The following is a 19,341-nucleotide window of genomic DNA, read 5'->3' as shown; positions in this document are numbered from 1 at the left end:
GTTCCGTCGGTGCCTTGGGGAGGGAAGCCGGGGGGAGGGGTCTCTCGCCGCTTTCTCCCCCGCGCGGTGACACGAGTCCGAGGCCCGCTCTACTCACCAATGGTTCTCTCCCCTCTCCCTTGAGGGAGAGGGGCCGGGGGAGAGGGTGAAAGTGAAGCCTATTGTTTTCTCCCCTCTCCCTCGGGGAGAGGGCCCTCTCAGCGGGGAAAGGGCGCGGCCCAATCAAGCCGAAACATTCCCCATCGCCGGATCACTCACCGTATCCTGCCCATTCTCCACCCGCCCAGCGAACCGCCGATAGAACGCCGCATCGCTATCGCAGAGCACAGCAAAGTCATACCAGTGCCCGCTGTCCGCCAGCGACCACTGCCGCGTCACCACCGCACCAGGCGCGACCACCACCTGCATCGGCCCCTCGTTGCGATAAGCCAGGGGGGCAACGGTAAATGTGCAAGCCACCGTGCCACCATTCTTCAGGTCGACATACACATCGCCATTGGTGTCATAGCAGACCCGAATCTCGGGCCCAACCTTCGCGACGACACGATTCAGATCGCCCTTGAAGTGACGGTGGTAACCGTTAGGCCCCAACACCCAAAGGTCATACATCCCAAGGTTGTCAGCGCGCGCATTCCACGTATCGGCCAGCGTCTTGCCCGCCTCCACCACATAGCGACGCGGCAGCCGAGACAGATTGAGCCGATCGTAGACGTGGAACACCGCACCCTGCTTGCCGGAGTTGGCGAACACAAGCTCAACGGTCCCGAGGCTGTTGGCATGCGCCGTCGTATGCAACTCGTACGGCAACGCCCGCGAAGGGCGCGTACCGGAAGGCTGCGGAGGCAGCTTCATATCCGCCGGCACCGGTACGGCAGGTAGCGCAGCCTGAGCGTTACGCAAGGTATCGGCAGCACTACGCGTGCTATGCCCGCCAAGCGTCGGCACCGACTGAGCATTCGGCGTAGCAAAGTTGAACGCGCTGGTCAGATCCCCGCAGACGGCACGACGGAACGGCGAAATGTTCGGCTCCTTCACCCCAAAGCGCGTCTCGAGGAATCGCAGCACGGAGGTGTGATCGAACACCTGCGAGTTGACCCAGCCACCGCGGCTCCACGGCGAGATCACGAACATCGGCACGCGCGGACCGGGACCGAACACCTTGCCATCGCGAGCGGGCTGGTTCGTGCTGCCATCCGGCGCGGGAAAGTCGTAGTACTCGTACTTCATGTCGGCTGCGGAGAGCGTCGACTTGCCCGCGAGCGTGTTGTCCGGATTGCGCGACGGCGCCGAGGGCGAAGGCACGTGATCGAAGTAGCCATCATTCTCGTCGTAGTTAACGAGCAGAACGGTCTTGCTCCAGACCTCGGGGTTCGCCGTCAGGGCATCGAGAATCTCCTGAATGAACCAGCCGCCCTGCACAGGGCTCGACGGCCCCGGGTGTTCGCAATAGATCGACGGCGCGCTGACCCAGCTCACCTGCGGCAGCTTGCCCGCAGCGATATCGCGCTTGAACGCATCGAGATACGTGTCCGGCGTGGTGCCCGGCAGCGTATTGGCAATGCCCTTGTACAGCGGATTACCGGGATTGTCGGTAGCAGCGTCGTACGCCTTGTAAGGTAGCGCCTGCCCGGTGTTGGCATAAGGCGAATTCGGCGACCCACCACTGGCCACGGGATAGCCGGATGCCAGATTGGCCCGACGAAACTGCTGGAACGCGCCGAGCATGTTGTCGCCCCACTCGTCCGGCATGTTCTGGTAGCAGATCCAGTTCACGCCAGCTTCCTCGAGACGCTCGGCGTAGGTCTTCCACGTGTAGCCGGTGTTGGCGGAGGCCGGTAGCCCATCGATGTAGTCCCACTCGTTGACGACATACGACACGTTCTGGGCCGTCGGACCGTTGGTACCGGTCAGATGGAACGACCGATTGGCATCGGTGCCGGTATGCATCGAACAGTGGTACGAATCGCACAAGGTAAAGGCATTCGCCAGCGCGAAGTGAAACGGAATCTCCTTCTCCTTGAAGTAACCCATGGAGGCGTCCGTCTTGTACTGCGGCCAGTTGCTCATGCGTCCCGAATCCCACGCATTCTGCGAGTCGGCCCACGAGTGCGGCGTCCCGGAAACACGCTGCGCGTTATTGGCCGTGCTGTCGAGGTAGTAAGGCGTGACCAGCGTGCCATTAGCCCGCGCCTGCTGCCAAACCTTGCGCCCATTGACCATCGGAATGGTCATCCGATCCCCAAACCCCCGAACGCCAGGCAGCGTGCCGAAGTACTGATCGAAGGAGCGGTTCTCCTGCATCAGGATCACGACATGCTCAACGTCCTTGATCGTGCCGGTGGCGTTATTGGCGGGAATGGCCAGCGCCTTGCGAATGCTCGGCGGAAAAGCGGCCAGCGCGGCGGCGGACAAGCCAGTACCGGCGGCCGCCTTCAGAAAGTTACGACGTGAATTCATTGCTCGGTCTCGTACGAGAAATTACGGGGAGAGGGCGAGAAGCGCAGCGGTGGGTACGGTTTTCCGTAGTCCGCCATCAGATCAATCCGGCGCGCAGCTCTTGGAAGGCGCGGGTTGCCCCGTCGTCGGCGGATTCGGCTGACTCGGATTCGCCGGCGCGGACGGCGAATCATCACCACCGCAGGCAGCCAGCGCCGCAGTCACGAGCAACGAGGCGAGCAATGTTTTGAGAGAAGGACGGGCAAGCATGGCGTCGGGCGATTGATCAGGCCAATCGGATTGGAATGTTTTATGGGAAGGACATGTTGAGGCGGGGTGGAGTTTAGGGAGGGGTTGTGACAGGGGCGTGATTGATGGGCTACGTCAATGTGACAAGGGGGAGTCACAGCGTGTCGGAAACGTCTTAGGATTTCGATCGGAGTTTTCCGAATTCGACTTAGCTTGGTGGAAACAAGCGGGCGAATAATAAAAATGAGCCGAAGACGATGGGTGTGGCAGGTATGGATGAAAAGTTAGGTCGCGAGATTGTCAACGCTTCTAGCACAGCAAAGCTTCACAAGCTCGAGCGGACGTTAGAACAGAATGGACAACTTAATGAAGCAGTAGCGCGCGCGATCAAGGATCGAGCGACGGAGTTATCCCTGCCATCGAGAAAGAAAGTACGAAATCCCCGAAATCCCAATTGGTCGCGCGACGAATTGATCCTGGCACTGCAACTCTATTTGCAGCGTCCCGGCTCTCCCCCGGGAAAGCACAGCAAAGAGGTGGCGGAACTCTCCCAAGTCCTGCGCGACATTGGCAAAGTGTTGGGCGCAAGAGGCGGAGACACCTACCGTAATCCCAATGGGGTATATATGAAGATGATGAATTTTCGTCGCTTCGATCCTGTTTACACCAAAGACGGGAAGACGGGCTTGAAAGGAGGAAATGCAGACGAAGAAGTCGTGTGGGCGGAGTTTGCCGATGACCCCGACGAACTTTCCGCCGTCTGTGACTCGATCCGATCCGCCGTTCGCCAGTACGTAGGCACTACGGACCTACATGCTTCCGAGGACCACTGGCTGACGGAGGCGAAAGAAGGCCGCCTCCTCACGAGAGTGCATCAGGTGCGAGAACGCAATCGCGCACTGGTCAAAAAAGCCAAAGCCAACGCGCTGAAAATACATGGCCGGCTGTTCTGCGAGGCTTGCGGTTTTGACTTTGAGAAGACGTACGGTGTGCGTGGCAAGGGAATGATAGAAGTTCACCATACGAAGCCGCTACACACGATTGCCGAGGGAGAGGTCACGCGGGTCGAAGACCTAGCCATGCTCTGCGCAAACTGCCATCGCGTCGTGCACTCATCGCGCTCTTGGCTTAGCGTCGAAGATGTTTCACGCCTTGTGCGGAAAGCCACCAGTTGACGATCCCGTTCCATGTCACCGCCGCAGTCGGGAACCGGTTGCGGCGTCTCCATAAGATTTCCGAGCGGCACGCGACCAGCTCGCCAGGAAATCAGGAGCCCTCGTCGTCGGCGTCTTCCGCGCCGCCGAGCTTCTCAGATTCCGAAAGCTTTCCAGCAAAAAAATCCGCGATGCGGTTTTCGATTGCTGTCACCGACATTGGATGTTCTGGCAAGGCCAGCTTCTGCACAAACTTGCGCCCCGGGTGGAGCGCATCCCATAATGATCGGTATTGCGTCGCACGCCGAGCACCTGGGGTCTTGTTCCCAAAACCATCGAGCACGCGGTTCCAAAGAGGCTGATACTTTTCAATGGTGACGTTTTCGCCTAAAGGAATCCAAACGTCATCGACCGTGAGCGCTCGATAGTAGAAATCGGCAAGATCGAGATTGTCGGCCTCGTTGATGGATGCCGCATGCTGGCTCAATCTGGAGCGCAGAGCATACCCCTCTCCAGCATCCAAACCCATCCCGCCTTTGCGTGCCCCCTTAGGAACCGCCTTGCCCACGTAGATCGGCTGCAAAAAGCTGTTGCTCTTATTGCGGTCCGCAATCGGGGCATAAGCGTCAAAGCTGCCGACATAGTAAATCGCGTAAACGCCTGCCCCAACTAGATGCCTGGTGTCCCTCAGTGCGTGCACTGGCACACGTAGCAACGCGTTGGCGACACTCTCCCCTAGATTGGATTTGGCTAAGGGATTGTAAGGCTCTTGAGTCTGCGGAATCAGCTCGGATTGAATGTACATGGCGTCCGTCATTGGGCCGTCGACGGGCCAAATCCTGCTTGTGCATCCAACTCAAGCGGTTCCATCCGTCGACGACTCGACACGTTCCCGAAGAGAACGACGAATTAGTCATAACTGTAATAGCGAGCACATTCTAGTGTATTGAGGCGATTCGCGTGCCGATCAATCGTCCCCCGTAAGCACGTCCACCCCGCCACGCTGCATCGGCTCGCACTCAGCTCCGATGCGGCCGCGCGACCGTGCTTTTGGCACAACACTCGCTCGGAGAGATACTGTATATTTATACAGTTATTTCATCTCACACAATCATGTCTGGTCCGCCCATCCCAAGAGGCCTTGTGCTCATGGTGGGACAGCGGCAAAATTCGGTGCAGCGAAATGCAGCAAGATGCCGCGGAAGGAGCAGTTGTGGGACGAGATGGCCGAGATGCCGTGAGGGTGACGACGACGTTGAGTCGAACTCAGTACGCGGAACTAGAGAGGATCGCAAGTGAGAACGGTGTAGCAATCGCTTGGCTCGTGCGGCGCGCCGCCGAGCGGCTCATTAAACAAGCGAACGGCGGCCAGCTTCCTCTCGACCTACAAACAGAAGGACAACGACATGCATAGTGTCGAACTTTTCAGCGGATGTGGCGGTTTGGCGTTGGGCTTGTCGCGCGCGGGCTTCCACCATCGATTCATGGTTGAGCGAGATGCCGATGCGGTCGCAACGGTCCTTCACAACCGGAGGCGCCGGATCAAACATGTCAGCGAATGGCCCATTGAGAAAGCTGAAGACGTGCTTCACGTTAACTGGCATAAGTTCAATGACGTTGAACTCGTTGCCGGTGGCCCGCCATGCCAGCCGTTCTCTATCGGTGGAAAACATCGCGGGCAAGAAGACTCTCGTGACATGTGGCCCGAAGCAATACGAGCCGTGCGCGAAATTTCCCCTCGAGCCTTTGTGTTCGAGAATGTTCGCGGACTCGTCCGCCCGACATTCAAACACTACCTTCGTTGGATCATCGCGCATCTGCACCACCCAGAGCTTGCGCGCGGACCAGAGGAGTCACATCTCGAACATACGGATCGTCTTGAAGCATGCAACCTGCCATCGCAGTACAAGGTCCTGGTGGTGCAGGTTAATGCCGCGGACTATGGAGCTCCGCAGAAGAGGCATCGCGTAATCGTGGCCGGTCTTCGCTCTGACCTCAACTTGGAATTGGAGCCTCCAGTACCCACTCACTCGCGCGAGCGTTTGCTTTGGGATCAATGGGTGACTGGTGACTATTGGAGGAATCATGGTCTATCCCAGCCGGACGATGGGGCGATTCTCAGTACCGATCGCACGTTGGTGAAACAGTTGAGATCGCAGAAGGAGGCGCCAGCTGGACGCCCATGGGTGACTGTGCGTGACGCTCTTCGGACGCTCGGTGAGCCAAATGGCGAGGCGAACCACGTATTTCAAGATGGCGCGCGCGTGTATCCCGGCCACACCGGTAGTCCGCTGGACCAACCTGCAAAAGCGCTGAAAGCTGGCGACCATGGTGTGCCAGGCGGCGAGAACATGATGGTCCGGGACGACGGCTCTGTAAGGTACTTCACGATCCGTGAAGCAGCGCGCCTTCAAGGACTGCCGGACAACTATCTATTTCCTCGCTCCTGGACGGAAAGCATGCGGCAAATCGGCAACGCAGTTCCAGCGCAGCTTGCGGAGGCAATCGGGACCTGGATCTCCACTGCGATCGAACGAGGTAACGAGACACCCGCCGCTGCCTAATGCAGAACAGACCTCTTCGCCGAGAGCGGGCGTTGATCAATGAGTTGCGCGACCGACTTGCGGCGGTAAAACTGCTGTTGCCCACCCTTTCGCGCCCAGCCGCGAGCAGGGCCATGGCCGAACTGCTCGGGGTCATAGTCGAGATCGAGGAGGCGCGAGCAGAGCTCGATCCCATCAAAGATCCGGGATCATCGTTTGATCCAGCCGATCCCGACACCGCTGGCCGCTTGGTTGCGCTCGCGCTAATCGCTCAGGATAAGGTTCCCCTCGCTCGTATCGCGCGCACGTACGGTTCTGGCGTCTATGCGATCTATTACCGGGGGGACCATCCCGCTTATGCCGCTGTATCGGGCTCCGAGACCCCAATTTACGTCGGGAAAGCCGACCCGAAGAGCGCCGACGCCCGAACCTCTCGGGAACAAGGCCCACAACTGTACGGCAGGCTCGCCGACCATCGGCGCATGATCCGGACAGTTGGTGAGTATGCCGAGAAGAACCTACTGCCACATCCATTGCGGATTGAAGACTTCCTTTGCAGGCGACTTGTCTGCGCGACGAATGCACAGTTGGTCGCCGAGAGGCATCTGATCGGTATGTTCCAGCCCATCTGGAATAACGATTCCCAAATTTGTTGGGGGATTAACAAGCACGGCGACGCCGCCGAGACTCGGGCGAACAAGCGTTCTCCATGGGACGTCATGCATCCCGGCCGGCCGTGGGCAATGGCGGAGACGTTGATGGACAAGATGTCGCAGGGCACGATCATCAGTCGTATCGACGCACACTTCAAAATGTATCCGCCTCATCGAAGCCGTTCGCGTATCGTCAGGCAATTTTTAGCTGCCTTTGCCCAGAACGCTGCGATCATGCCGGGCGAGGCCGTCGATGATGACGAGGCGATTGCACTAGCTATCGCAAACGTTCCATCAGAGTAAGCGCATGGCAAACGTCGATCCCGCACGCAGTGCACAGATGTCGCTGGTGCGTTCGCGGGATACGAAGCCAGAAATGCGGGTGCGAAGAGCTCTTCACGCCGCCGGGTTACGATTCAGGCTGCATGATCGGCGGTTACCCGGAACCCCCGATTTAGTCTTCCCAAGCAGGCGCATCGCCTTGTTCGTTCACGGCTGCTTTTGGCACCGACACCAGGGTTGCGTCCGAGCTCGCCTTCCGAAAACCAAACTAGATTTCTGGGAGCCGAAACTCTCAGGTAATGTGACACGGGATCGCCGTAACACTGCGGAACTAGAATCGCTGGGCTGGACGGTAATGGTGATATGGGAATGTGAGACTGCGGATCCCGCCCGCATTGCCTCCCTAGTCGAACAGATCAACGGCGTGAGACGACTTGAACGGCGGCCGCCAGCCTAATATCGTAAGCCACTGCGAATCGATTTGCCGTCCCATCGTGCCGCAGCCTTCGCAGATCCCTTTTTTATCCCATACATCGCGCCTTCTCGCCGCGCGTAATTCTGCTCTCGGGCTCTCCGCTCTCCACCGATGTCTCGAATCGTCCGTTTAGCTAGATTGAAGAAAAGATCGAGGCATCTACGGTGTCGCTGAGTGACCAAACAACAAATATGGAAACATTGTAATATCTACCTCGTTTATAACGAATAGGAGCAATGGTGGCTACGAGGCAGAAGGAGATTGTCAACCTGGACGCGCTCATCCCACGAGACGACGTAGAGGCAAAGAAACCAAAAGCAAGTAAAGGCGTAATCCAAGTTACGGAACTTGCAGTCGGTCGGCACTTCTACGGCTTACTACGTAAGCCGCTATTCCAGCGCGAAACAAATGATTGGGATGTAGACAACGTAGTTTCGCTGGTCCGCAGTTTCCGGAATGGCCATTTGATCCCGGCGGTCATCCTCTGGTCCGCAGACGGCACAACCTTCGTCATCGATGGCGCGCATCGCCTTAGTGTATTTGTCGCATGGGTGAACGATGATTATGGAGATGGCCCGATTTCACAGGCTTTTTTCAAACATCAAATTCCAAAGTCACAGCTGATTGCCGCACAAAAGTGCCGCGAAAAAATTAAAGCTGAAGGGCTAGAGTATGCGGAACTCCAAAAGCTTACGCTTCTGCCTAACCGCACGGAGGAGCAACTGGAATGGAGTACAAATATTGCTCAACCTGTCGAAACGCAATGGGTAGTTGGTGATGCAGATGTAGCACTTCAGTCTTTTTTAGACATCAATCAGCGTTCTGTGGAAATCGATCCTACTGAGCGCTATATGATCGTCGAAAGGAAGGCACCCACTATCGTTGCGGCGCGAGCGCTAGTCAGTGCGGGTCGCGGTCACGCCTACTGGGGCGACTTTGACCCTGCGCATGTCGTCGAGATCGAGAGATACGCGAAGAACATTTATGACGCCATCTTCGAGCCCGAGAACGCTCAACCACACACGCACACCGAGCTCCAACCTGCCGGCCTAGCGCAGACTGCGAATGGATTGCGTTTGGCGCTCGAGCTGGTAAACATCGTTGCTGGAGTGAAGGGCAAGACGGATAACATGGATCCGGATGTCGATGGTAGCCAGACACTTCGCGTACTTTCTAAGGTCTGGGGTGTTGTGAAGTATGTTGCGGGCAATGAGCCTGCTTCGCTCAGCCTTCATCCTGCGGTCTATTTCTGGGGGACGACCGGAAATCACCGTCCTAGCATGTTCCTAGCAGTCGTATCATTTGTTCAAGATTTGCTGCAGAAAAATGAGCTGTCAACATTCACTCTCCACCGGGCTCAGCTCGAAGAGTACTTGATCGGAAAGAACGCACCCGGACAGCAAATTCTGAGCCGCTACGGCGGTTGGAAGCGCAGCTTAGAACCCATCCAAAGGCTTCTGCGCCAGATTTTCGAAGGACTTAAGGCCGGTAAGACGGAAAGAGAAATCTCCGAGATCCTATTTGCGGTAGCGGGCGGAGAAACGAATAACGAGACGAAAGTCGAAAATTGGAAGGAAACGCGTAGTGCAGCGCGAATCCGCGCCAGCCTCGAATCTGCACGGCGTTGTGCGATTTGCAAGGCCCGTCTTGTCATGGTACATGCAAGCGATGATCATATCCAACGTCGAGTCGACGGTGGGCACTCCGGCCCAGACAACGCGCAACTCACTCATCGATTCTGTAACCACGGATTCAAAGAGCACTACGCACAGTTGCGAGAGCCAATCCCTGTTATTCCTGACCCCGCAACCATCGGATAGATCCGTGAGCGCCCACATTATGTGAAAGATTGCCGCACGGTAGGGCGCGTTGCCCAAGAGGCAAGGCTGGTCGCACTTGATTGGAGTCAAACGTTACGGTAATAGACCGTTATCCGCCGACGACGCGACATACACTACCGACCAATACGGCCCGATCCTCTGCGCAAGCACGATCGGGTTTTCTATTTCTCACTCAGCAACTCGAACCTCGTCAGGTGAGTCAGCCGCCGAGGCTGGCGCCCAAGTCCAAGAGGTCCCACCACGCGCACGCAAGCGCCATTGCGCATATGCGCCAGCCCGGCCCGCTCGTAGTCATCAGCGGAAAGCGTTACCCTCACGCGGACCGCCTCTCCTTCGACAGCACCATGTCGCCGGCACGCCGCCCATCTGAGCCCATCTTCCCCTCGAGGCGCTCGACTGTGCCGATGAACGTTTGCTCTTTATGGAATACCAGAGGCCGCAATTCTCGCCGCACCGCTTCGATGCGGGAGAAGTAGTCCCGCTGCGGATGGTTCGAGTTGCAGCACGGGCGGTGACGGTTCTGAGCAATGACCAGTCGATGGCCACATCCAGCGAGTTGTCTACTCTCTCCTCGTGCATTGCCGAGAAGGCTTCACAAAGATTCGACGACACTAGCGGAGTAGGTGAGCTTTTTAGTTCATCGACCAGTCGATCCAGCTCATTTCGCTCGATCGCAGAAGTCAGCTGGGATAGCGCGCCATGCAAGGACAGTGTTACCTGTCGAACAAGGGGCTCATTACTGTGGTCGAGCTCTACAGCGCCTTGTCCCTGCATTGCGTGAAGCGGACAAGCGACCATCAGGGAGAAGCTACCCTCTTCAGCCAGACTAAAGCGCAGCATCCACGAACTGCGTCGCCTCCCGAGGATTGAGTCGGTCATGGTGGGTCCGCGGTCGGAGCACCGTGCAGGCTGCCGCCCTAAGCAGCTTCTCGGTGTTGCCAATGAGGGTCGAGACGAAGCTCAATGGCAAGGTACGGTCATGTCCATCTGACAACACGCGAAGGCGAAGCACGTCGTCTTTCAGCGCGCGGACCCTCGACACTATTGAGGACGACGTCTGACCTGTCATATCGGCGAGCTTCGCGATGACGATCTCGACCGACGGACTTGACGTTCTCGAAGGATAGCGGCTTCATTCTGTCCCACCTCACTACAACAACCTATACATGGTTGCTTCAGGGAACGAACATAACGCTGACCTGGCATGCGCTATCGGCGTTTCTTGAAAGGCTTCTTTGGTGACTTCAACAGTCTTTCGCAATGCGCGAGTACAAGCGTGTGGACGACTCTTGCAGAACAAAGGGCCCATCCCCAAACGACCTCAGTACTGACCCTTTCTCCCCTAGCAACACAAAGAGTTTGTCGGTGCCCTGTATTACGTAGAACGTCTGAGGCGGCTCAGCAGCACCAACGTCCGGAGCTAGGTCTACAGCACGGTACTCAGAGAGAATTGAACGACCTTCGCACGCCCACTCGCTCTGCTCACTTGCAGAAAGTGGGTTGAGGCCAAACTGATAAGGAAGACGACCCGTCACAGCCAAATAGACTTTGGCATAGCGGTTTATGCCCTCCTGCCGCGCGGGGCCGATGAACGAACTGTCGAGAAGTTTGTAGAACGCCAAGAACACACAGCTCATGCTGCCGGCCAATAGGACTACCGCCATGGTCACGTACAGAAGACTTCGCTGGTGCGTGCTCTTCGGCATGCGGACGCGGCGAGGCCCTAGTGCTTGCCGGCGGCGATACTCGATCATCCTCGCTTCATCCGAATCATTTCGGAACAAGTAGGCTTGCCCGGCAAGACGAAAGCGTAGTCCACGCTGCCCCCAGCCTCTGGCTCGCACCATCCGGATAGCTTTGTCGCGCAATGTCCAGCCGCGACGCCTGGTCGCCCACCACTTCGGGGCCACAGCGCTCAGAACTAGTCCGAGCCCGATGCCAACGCACGCACTCAGCCAGACTCTGCGGAGCTTTACGCCGGTGAGGATGGCCTCATGCACATCGGATTGAAAAAGAGATGGCGGGATTCCTGCTGCTTGGGCCCAGCCGTCCAAATACGATCGGCCCACTGCATAGCTAAGTGCTGCCGCTAACGTGGCAAACAATGCAATCGATTCTATGAGATGGTCGCTGATGTATGCGACAAACCCCGGAAGGGTGAAGACATCGAATAGTGTGGCGTTAGGTGCGGGGGTTGTGGTCACGGAGAATTAGATCGCCCTCTGACTGCGAACAGCGCGCGAGTCCCAGTCGTCGAACATTAGGAAGCGTCAATACTGTACCTAAACTTCGCTTTTCGTCATCTGCAAAACAAAAAGGCCACGCATTCGCGTGGCCTTTCCTTCAAAAAACCTTGGTGCCGGCTGCAGGACTCGAACCCGCCACCTGATGATTACAAATCAACTGCTCTACCTGATGAGCTAAGCCGGCATGTGTGGAGACCGCGATTCTATCGCATGCGGTCGCCAAAGAAAAACCCTATTTGACGACCTTCAGCGAAGGCTTCTTGCCGCCGATGCGGGGCACGGGCGGTGGGGTCGGGTCGTCGTCGGACTCTACGGTTTCCGATGCTTCCGAAGCTGCGGATTCCGTGGATTCCACCGGCGCGAGCTTCGGCGGCGGGTTGGTTTCTCGCTCGGTCAGCGCCTGCGTTTCCGGGACGCTACGCTCTACCGGGAAGGCCATGCCCTGGCCGTTTTCGCGCGCGTAGATGGCCAGTACGTTTTCTACCGGCACATCGATCTTGCGCGACACGCCACCGAAGCGGGCGCTGAACGTAATCCACTCGTTGCCCATGTCCAGGCCGCTGGTCGCGTCGAAGCTCACGTTCAGCACGATTTCGTTGTTCTTCACGAACTCGCGCGGGACGCTGGTGTTGGCGTCGACGAAGACCGCGATATACGGCGTGAAGCCGTTATCGGTGCACCATTCGTAGATGGCGCGGATCAGGTAGGGCTTGGTGGAAGTTTCAGACATTGATTCGCTTGGTGGCGTCCATCCTTCTGGCGTTGCCGCCGATGCCGCGTCTTAGCGACGCATCACCTTTTCGGACGGGGTCAGTGCTTCGATATAGGCCGGACGGCTGAAGATCCGTTCCGCGTACTTGAGCAGCGGCGCGGCGTTCTTCGACAGTTCGATGCCGTAGTGGTCCAGGCGCCAGAGCAGCGGCGCGATCGCCACGTCCAGCATCGAGAACTCTTCGCCGAGCATGTACTTGTTCTTGACGAAGATCGGCGCGAGTTGCGTCAGGCGGTCGCGGATCGCCGCGCGGGCGCGTTCGTGGTTCTTCTCGGCGGCCTTGCCCTTCTCGTTCTCGAGCACGTACACGTGCGTGAACAACTCCTTCTCGAAGTTGAACAGGAACAGGCGGGCGCGCGCGCGCTGGACCGGGTCGGCCGGCATCAGCTGCGGGTGCGGAAAGCGCTCGTCGATGTACTCGTTGATGATGTTCGATTCGTACAGGATCAGATCGCGTTCGACCAGGATGGGGACCTGGCCGTACGGGTTCATCACCGAGATGTCTTCGGGCTTGTTGAACAGATCCACGTCGCGGATTTCGAAGTCCATGCCCTTCTCGAAGAGGACAAGGCGGCAACGTTGGGAAAACGGGCAAGTCGTTCCCGAATACAACACCATCATGGTTGGATTCCTTGGGTGGGGGTTCGGACGACCGAAAAAAGCGCCTCGGCAGAGACGCTTTTGCTTCGGACCGGCGAACCGGGCAGCGCTAGTTCGGACAGGGCAAACATTCTGTCAGAACGGCCCATTGAAAAGCAAATAAGTTACAAATAGCCGACGTGCGCCCGAGGGCACTGAGCTCCCCGCAAGCCGCATGAAACAAGGGCCGACGCGTTGCTGCCTCTGGCAACCCCTGCGCCGGCCCCTCTCATGATCGGGCGTTTTTGTTACAAATTACTTGATGTCTTTCCAGTACGCCGCATTCAGGCGCCATGCGAAGACCGTCAGCACGCCGAGGAACAGCAGCACCCAGACGCCCAGGCGCTTGCGATGGTTCTGCGCGGGCTCGGACATCCAGTTCAGGTAATTGACCAGGTCGGCCACGGCCTGATCGTAGGCCTGCGTGTTCAGCTTGCCCGGGGTGACTTGCTCGAAGCCGGCGAACTTGTGCACCTTCTCGCCATGCTCTTCCACCTCGGCGAACTTCGCCGTGCGCTGGCCCTGCAGTTCATACAGGACGTGCGGCATGCCGACGTTCGGGAACACCAGGTTGTTCCAGCCCGTGGCGCGCGAGTCGTCACGGTAGAACGTGCGCAGGTACGTGTAGAGCCAGTCGTTGCCGCGGGCGCGAGAGATCACCGACAGATCCGGCGGCTGCACGCCAAAGAACGCCTTGGCATCCTTCGGCGGCATCGCGATCGTCATCAGTTCGCCCACCTTGTCCGCGGAAAACAACAGGTTCTGCTGGATCTGCTCGTCCGACAGGCCGATATCGCGAAGCCGGTTGTAGCGCATCATCGATGCGCTGTGGCAGTTCAGGCAGTAGTTGACGAACAGCTTGGCGCCACGCTGGATCGACGACATGTCGCTGACGTCGAGCGGTGCAGGCTCGAGGGGGTACCCTCCCTCGGACGCCATGGCGGGCACGGTCGCGAAGCAGGCGCCGACCAGTGCGAGAATCGAAAGCAGCTTTTTCATCTTGTGTCCTTGTCCTCTTGTCGGGAATGGCGCGCGACGCTCAATGGGCGTGGAACGTGACGCGCTCCGGCACCGGCTTGAACGTACCGGCGCGGCTCCACAGCGGCATGGTCAGGAAGAAGGCGAAGTACAGCAGCGTACCGAGCTGCGACACCTTCTCACCGACCGGCGACGGCGGTTGCACGCCGAGGTAGCCGAGGACCAGGAACACCACCACGAAGACAATCAGGATCGTCTTGTGGAACGAGGGACGATAGCGGATCGACTTGACCGGCGAGCAGTCGAGCCACGGCATGAAGAACAGCACGATCACCGAGCCGCCCATCACCAGCACGCCCCAGAACTTCGCGTCGATCGTCCAGAAGCCGAGCGCCAGGATCACGAGGATCAGGATCGAACCGATCTTCACGCGGATGTCCTTGCTGCGCAGGATCACCATGCCCAGCACGACCGCGAAGAACAGCCACAGGATCGGCAGGAAGTTCGACGTCGTGGCACGCAGCATCGAGTAGAACGGCGTGAAGTACCACACCGGTGCGATGTGCGGCGGCGTCTTGAGCGGATCCGCCGGGAAGAAGTTGTTCGCTTCCAGGAAGTAGCCGCCCACCTCGGGGAAGAAGAAGATCACCGCCGAGAAGATCATCAGGAAGCCGGTCACGCCCATCAGGTCGTGCACCGAGTAGTACGGATGGAACGGGATGCCATCGAGCGGCACGCCGTTCTCGTCCTTCTTCGCCTTGATCTCGACGCCGTCCGGGTTGTTCGAGCCCACTTCGTGCAGCGCGATGATGTGCGCGACCACCAGGCCGAGCAGAACCAGCGGGACCGCGATCACGTGGAACGAGAAGAACCGGTTCAGCGTGGCATCGCTCACCACGTAGTCACCGCGGATGAACAGCGACAGGTCCTGGCCGATCACGGGAATCGCCGAGAACAGGTTCACGATCACCTGCGCGCCCCAGTACGACATCTGGCCCCACGGCAGCAGATAGCCCATGAAGGCCTCCGCCATCAGGCACAGGAAGATCAGGCAGCCGAAGATCCAGACCAGCTCGCGCGGCTTGCGATACGAGCCATACAGCAGGCCGCGGAACATGTGCAGGTACACCACGACGAAGAACGCGGACGCGCCCGTCGAGTGCATATAGCGGATGAGCCAGCCCGATGGCACCTCGCGCATGATGAACTCCACGCTGGCGAACGCCACCGGAATGCCCGCGGCGTTCAGCGTGCCGTCCGGCTTGTAGTTCATCACGAGGAAGATGCCCGTCACGATCTGGATGACGAGCACCAGCAGCGCGAGCGAGCCGAAGAAGTACCAGAAGTTGAAGTTCTTCGGTGCGTAGTACTTCGAGAGGTGGTCTTCCCAGAGTTGCGTGGCGGGGAAGCGGGCGTCGATCCAGCCCAGCAGGCCAGTTGTCTTGACTTCTTTTTCGGCCGCCATGGTCACGCTTCTCCTTTCTCGTCCTTGCCGATCACGATCTTGGTGTCGGTGAGGAACTGGTACGGGGGGACGTCAAGATTCTGCGGCGCCGGCTTGTTCTTGAACACGCGGCCGGCGAGGTCGAAGGTGGAACCGTGGCACGGGCACAGAAAGCCCGGGTCGGCGCCCAGCTGGGGATTGGAGCCGGCCGCGAACGGACCGGAAGGCGAGCACCCGAGGTGCGAGCAGATACCGACGACGACCAGCAGATCCTTGTGGTCCTCGCGGGAACGCGTTTCGTTCTTGCAGTATTCCGGCGTCTTCATCGTGAAGGGCACGTCGGAATTGGGATCGGCGACTTCGGCATCGGTCTTCTTGAGCGATGCAAGCATCTCCGGGGTTCGGCGAAGAATCCAGACCGGCTTGCCTCGCCATTCGACGGTCATCATCTCGCCGGGCTTGAGTCCGCCGATGTCAGCCTCCACCGGTGCGCCGGCGGCCTTGGCTTTCTCCGAGGGTGCAAAGGTACTGACGAAAGGAACTGCTACTGCCACGCCTCCTACGCCGCCCGCGACGGATGTCGCGATCAACCAATTGCGGCGACCTTTGTCCACGTTATTCACGTTCTGCTGGTCACTCATTCCAAACCCCAGGGGATGTCAATTTGATCTTGCGTCAACCAAAAATTATACCTGAGGCACATCTGGCGGCGATAGGCGAACTACCTATAGGTTATTGGTCGATTATCGGTCATGGGCTTGCGATAGCTGGTTCGGGACTTGCATCGGCGAGTGTCCTCCGGCAGTCTTGATGACTTCGGAACGCCAACTCACCAGCTCTCGGCAGCTACAAAGAAGGAGAAAACGCATGAGCATGATGCAAGAGTTCAGAACGTTCGCGATGCGCGGCAATGTCATCGACCTTGCCGTCGGTGTCATTATTGGCGCGGCTTTCGGCAAGATCGTGGACTCCGTGGTCAACGATCTGATCATGCCGATCGTCGGCCGGATCGTAGGCAAGCTGGACTTCTCGGGGATGTTCATCGTGCTTGCCGACCCGCCGCCCAACACGCCTTACACGCTCGACGCTTTGAAAAAAGCGGGCGTGCCCGTTTTCGCGTATGGCAATTTCCTGACCATCGTCGTCAACTTCATCATCCTGGCCTTCATCATCTTCATGATGGTCCGCGCCTTCAACAAGATGCGCGCCAAGCATGAGGAGGAACCGAAGCCGGCCGCCGCGACGCCCGAGGACATCGTCCTGCTGCGCGAGATCCGCGACAGCCTGAAGGCGCGTCCCCAGTAAGATCCGCGCCTCCGCCCTGCCCTGCTCAGACGGGGTTCGGGATGTCGATGAAGGTATGGCGCAGCGCGAACTGCTGCGCCAGATGCTCCCCGAGTGCGCGGATGCCGTAGCGCTCGGTGGCGTGGTGGCCCGCCGCGAGGTACGCCACGCCGCTCTCGCGCGCGAGATGCGTGGTCTGCTCCGACACCTCGCCGCTCACATACACGTCCACGCCCGCGGCGACCGCCGCATCGAAGTAGCCCTGCGCGCCGCCAGTGCACCAGCCCACGTTGCGCACGACCTTCTCCGGATCGCCGAGCGCGAGCGGTTCGCGCTGGAGCACGCCCGCCACGTGCGCGGCGAACTCGCGCAGCGTCATCGGCCAGGGTAGCGTGCCGGTCCAGCCGAGCTGATCGTCGGAGAACCGGCCGGTCGGCGAGATGCCCAGTTGCGCGGCCAGCTGCGCGTTGTTGCCGAGCTCGGGATGGTTGTCCAGCGGCAGGTGATAGGCGAACAGGTTCACGTCGGCACTCAGCAGCCGCTTGAGCCGCGCGTGCTTTTGTCCGATCACGCGCGCATCTTCGTTCTTCCAGAAGTAGCCATGATGGACGAGGATCGCATCGGCACCGGCTTCGATCGCCGCGTCGAGCAGCGCGAGGCTTGCCGTCACACCCGTGACGATGTGGGTGATCTCGGGCCGACCCTGTACCTGCAATCCGTTCGGGCAATAGTCCTTGAAACGGGGAACTTCCAGCAGATCGTTCAAGTACAATTCAAACTCTTTTGTTTCCATTCCTCGTCCAATCTCCGATATGTTGCGCCGCTTCTGGCTGTTCTTCGCGCAGGCTGTCACCGTTGTGCTGGCCGTGTGGTTCGTCGTCGCCACACTGAAACCCGAGTGGCTGCAGCGTGGGCGCGTCGCCGTGCAGTCCGGCTCGCCGATCGTGGCACTGAAGGAAGTCGTGCCTAATGTCGCCGGCAGCGCTGCCGAAGGTTCCTACAGCGACGCGGCAAGACTGGCCATGCCGGCCGTCGTCAATATTTTCACGAGCAAGAACGGCTCCAAGCGTTCCCGCAATCCGCAGTCGGAAGACCCGTGGTTCCGCTTCTTCTTCGGCGATCGTCCGCCCGAGCAGCGGCAGGAGCCGGTCTCGAGCCTCGGTTCCGGCGTGATCGTCAGCGCGGAGGGCTACATTCTAACCAACCACCACGTGGTGGACGGCGCCGATGAGATCGAGGTCGCGCTGACCGATGGCCGCAAGGCCAACGCCAAGGTGGTGGGCTCGGACCCTGAGACCGATCTCGCGGTGCTCAAGGTGACGCTCAAGGATCTGCCTGCCATTACGCTCGGCCGGCTCGAGAACGTCAAGGTGGGCGATGTGGTGCTCGCCATCGGGAATCCGTTCGGCGTTGGCCAGACCGTGACGATGGGTATCGTCTCCGCGTTAGGCCGCAGCCATCTCGGGATCAACACCTTCGAGAACTTTATCCAGACCGATGCGGCGATCAACCCTGGCAACTCGGGTGGGGCGCTGGTGGATGCGCAGGGCAATCTGCTGGGCATCAACACCGCGATCTATTCGCGGTCGGGTGGGTCGCTGGGGATTGGCTTTGCGATTCCGGTGTCTACCGCCAAGCAGGTGATGGAGTCGATCATCTCCACTGGCAGCGTGACGCGCGGGTGGATTGGCGTGGAGCCGCAGGACATGACCCCCGAGATTGCAGAGTCGTTTGGGCTCGATGCGAAGGAAGGGGCGTTGATTGCCGCGGTCGTTCAGGGCGGGCCCGCCGACAAGGCTGGGGTCAGGCCCGGGGATGTGCTGGTGTCGGTCGATAACCAGTCCATTACCGATACCACGGCGTTGCTGAACTCGATTGCGCAGCTGAAGCCGGGGGCGGAGATCAAGATGAAGGTGATGCGCCGGAGCAAACCGGTGGACGTCGCGGTAACCATCGGCAAACGGCCGCCGCCGCCGCGGCGTGCGTTGCCGTTGGATGAACCGGATTGATTGCCCTCAGCGGTGAATGAAAAGCCAGGACCCAGCGTCCTGGCTTTTTTTTGCCTGCTGCGGGCTGTCCCACGGCCCCTGCCTTGCCGACACCCCCTGCCCCTGCCCCTGCCCCTGCCCCTGCCCCTGCCCCTGCCCGTGCCGGGCCGGACCGGGCTGGCCAAGCTGACCGGGGCTGACCGGGGCTGACCGGGCTGACCGGGCTGACCGGGCTGACCGGGCTGGCTCGGCTGGCTTGGCCGGGCCGGGCTGGGCTTGGCCGGGCTGGGCCGGGCTGGGCTGGGCTGGGCTGGGCTGGGCTGGGCTGGGCTGGGCCGGGCTGGGCCGGGCCGGGCC

At 59.4% G+C, this 19,341-nt stretch carries 15 protein-coding genes and 1 tRNA gene; 7 read left to right on the top strand and 9 right to left on the bottom strand.

The genetic code is table 11. From position 1 onward, the window contains the following. Positions 1-222: 222 nt before the first annotated feature. On the bottom strand, positions 223-2,457 hold the full coding sequence (locus KHP16_RS25635) for a phosphocholine-specific phospholipase C (RefSeq protein ID WP_211961396.1): 2,235 nt from the start codon (positions 2,455-2,457) through the stop codon (positions 223-225). Between the two features lie 500 nt (positions 2,458-2,957). On the opposite strand from KHP16_RS25635, the gene KHP16_RS25630 reads away from it, so the two are divergent. Further along, on the top strand, positions 2,958-3,860 hold the full coding sequence (locus KHP16_RS25630) for an HNH endonuclease (RefSeq protein ID WP_211961395.1): 903 nt from the start codon (positions 2,958-2,960) through the stop codon (positions 3,858-3,860). A 91-nt stretch (positions 3,861-3,951) separates the two neighbouring features. On the opposite strand, the gene KHP16_RS25625 is transcribed toward KHP16_RS25630, so the two are convergent. Beyond that, a complete protein-coding gene (locus KHP16_RS25625) occupies positions 3,952-4,656 on the bottom strand; it encodes an Eco29kI family restriction endonuclease (protein ID WP_211961394.1) in 705 nt (234 codons plus the stop codon). Positions 4,657-5,245: 589 nt separating this feature from the next. On the opposite strand from KHP16_RS25625, the gene KHP16_RS25620 reads away from it, so the two are divergent. From KHP16_RS25620 to KHP16_RS25605, 4 genes are all read left to right on the top strand, one after another. Next, entirely contained in the window at positions 5,246-6,403 is a 1,158-nt protein-coding gene (locus tag KHP16_RS25620) for a DNA cytosine methyltransferase (RefSeq protein ID WP_211961393.1), read from the top strand. A gap of 113 nt (positions 6,404-6,516) precedes the next feature. Next, a complete protein-coding gene (locus tag KHP16_RS25615) occupies positions 6,517-7,338 on the top strand; it encodes an Eco29kI family restriction endonuclease (RefSeq protein WP_211961392.1) in 822 nt (273 codons plus the stop codon). Between the two features lie 4 nt (positions 7,339-7,342). Continuing rightward, on the top strand, positions 7,343-7,774 hold the full coding sequence (locus tag KHP16_RS25610) for a very short patch repair endonuclease (RefSeq protein WP_280528152.1): 432 nt from the start codon (positions 7,343-7,345) through the stop codon (positions 7,772-7,774). A 254-nt stretch (positions 7,775-8,028) separates the two neighbouring features. Further along, the gene (locus tag KHP16_RS25605; RefSeq protein ID WP_211961391.1) at positions 8,029-9,612 is read left to right on the top strand and encodes an HNH endonuclease family protein; all 1,584 of its coding nucleotides are present in this window, start codon (positions 8,029-8,031) and stop codon (positions 9,610-9,612) included. Between the two features lie 2,375 nt (positions 9,613-11,987). On the opposite strand, the gene KHP16_RS25600 is transcribed toward KHP16_RS25605, so the two are convergent. From KHP16_RS25600 to petA, 6 genes are all read right to left on the bottom strand, one after another. Then, positions 11,988-12,063, bottom strand: a tRNA-Thr gene (locus KHP16_RS25600). 48 nt (positions 12,064-12,111) lie between these two features. Continuing rightward, complete coding sequence (locus KHP16_RS25595; RefSeq protein ID WP_115955516.1) at positions 12,112-12,609, bottom strand: ClpXP protease specificity-enhancing factor; 498 nt, start codon at positions 12,607-12,609, stop codon at positions 12,112-12,114. A 51-nt stretch (positions 12,610-12,660) separates the two neighbouring features. Next, positions 12,661-13,272: a glutathione S-transferase N-terminal domain-containing protein gene (locus tag KHP16_RS25590; RefSeq protein WP_008643086.1), complete on the bottom strand. Its 612-nt coding sequence runs from the start codon at positions 13,270-13,272 to the stop codon at positions 12,661-12,663. A 273-nt stretch (positions 13,273-13,545) separates the two neighbouring features. Continuing rightward, positions 13,546-14,289, bottom strand: coding sequence for a cytochrome c1 (locus KHP16_RS25585; protein WP_109585150.1), 744 nt, complete (start codon positions 14,287-14,289; stop codon positions 13,546-13,548). A 40-nt stretch (positions 14,290-14,329) separates the two neighbouring features. After that, positions 14,330-15,733, bottom strand: coding sequence for a cytochrome b (locus KHP16_RS25580; protein ID WP_115955518.1), 1,404 nt, complete (start codon positions 15,731-15,733; stop codon positions 14,330-14,332). 2 nt (positions 15,734-15,735) lie between these two features. Then, a complete protein-coding gene (gene petA, locus KHP16_RS25575) occupies positions 15,736-16,353 on the bottom strand; it encodes a ubiquinol-cytochrome c reductase iron-sulfur subunit (RefSeq protein ID WP_109585148.1) in 618 nt (205 codons plus the stop codon). A 226-nt stretch (positions 16,354-16,579) separates the two neighbouring features. Between petA and mscL the strand changes: the two genes are divergently transcribed. After that, positions 16,580-17,017 carry a large conductance mechanosensitive channel protein MscL gene (gene mscL, locus KHP16_RS25570; RefSeq protein ID WP_109585147.1) on the top strand — a complete coding sequence of 146 codons (438 nt, stop codon included), beginning with the start codon at positions 16,580-16,582 and terminating at the stop codon, positions 17,015-17,017. A gap of 25 nt (positions 17,018-17,042) precedes the next feature. Here the strand turns inward: mscL and KHP16_RS25565 are convergent, their stop codons facing one another. Beyond that, positions 17,043-17,789, bottom strand: coding sequence for a Nif3-like dinuclear metal center hexameric protein (locus KHP16_RS25565; RefSeq protein ID WP_109585146.1), 747 nt, complete (start codon positions 17,787-17,789; stop codon positions 17,043-17,045). A 19-nt stretch (positions 17,790-17,808) separates the two neighbouring features. Here KHP16_RS25565 and KHP16_RS25560 point away from each other — a divergent pair, with 19 nt between their 5' ends. Continuing rightward, on the top strand, positions 17,809-19,005 hold the full coding sequence (locus tag KHP16_RS25560) for a Do family serine endopeptidase (RefSeq protein WP_109585145.1): 1,197 nt from the start codon (positions 17,809-17,811) through the stop codon (positions 19,003-19,005). Positions 19,006-19,341: the final 336 nt, after the last annotated feature.

The organism is Cupriavidus plantarum, assembly GCF_905397285.1.
GTDB lineage: Bacteria > Pseudomonadota > Gammaproteobacteria > Burkholderiales > Burkholderiaceae > Cupriavidus > Cupriavidus plantarum.
The sequence above is the reverse complement of the archived record's forward strand: the minus strand, read 5'-3'. Positions and strand labels throughout refer to the sequence as shown.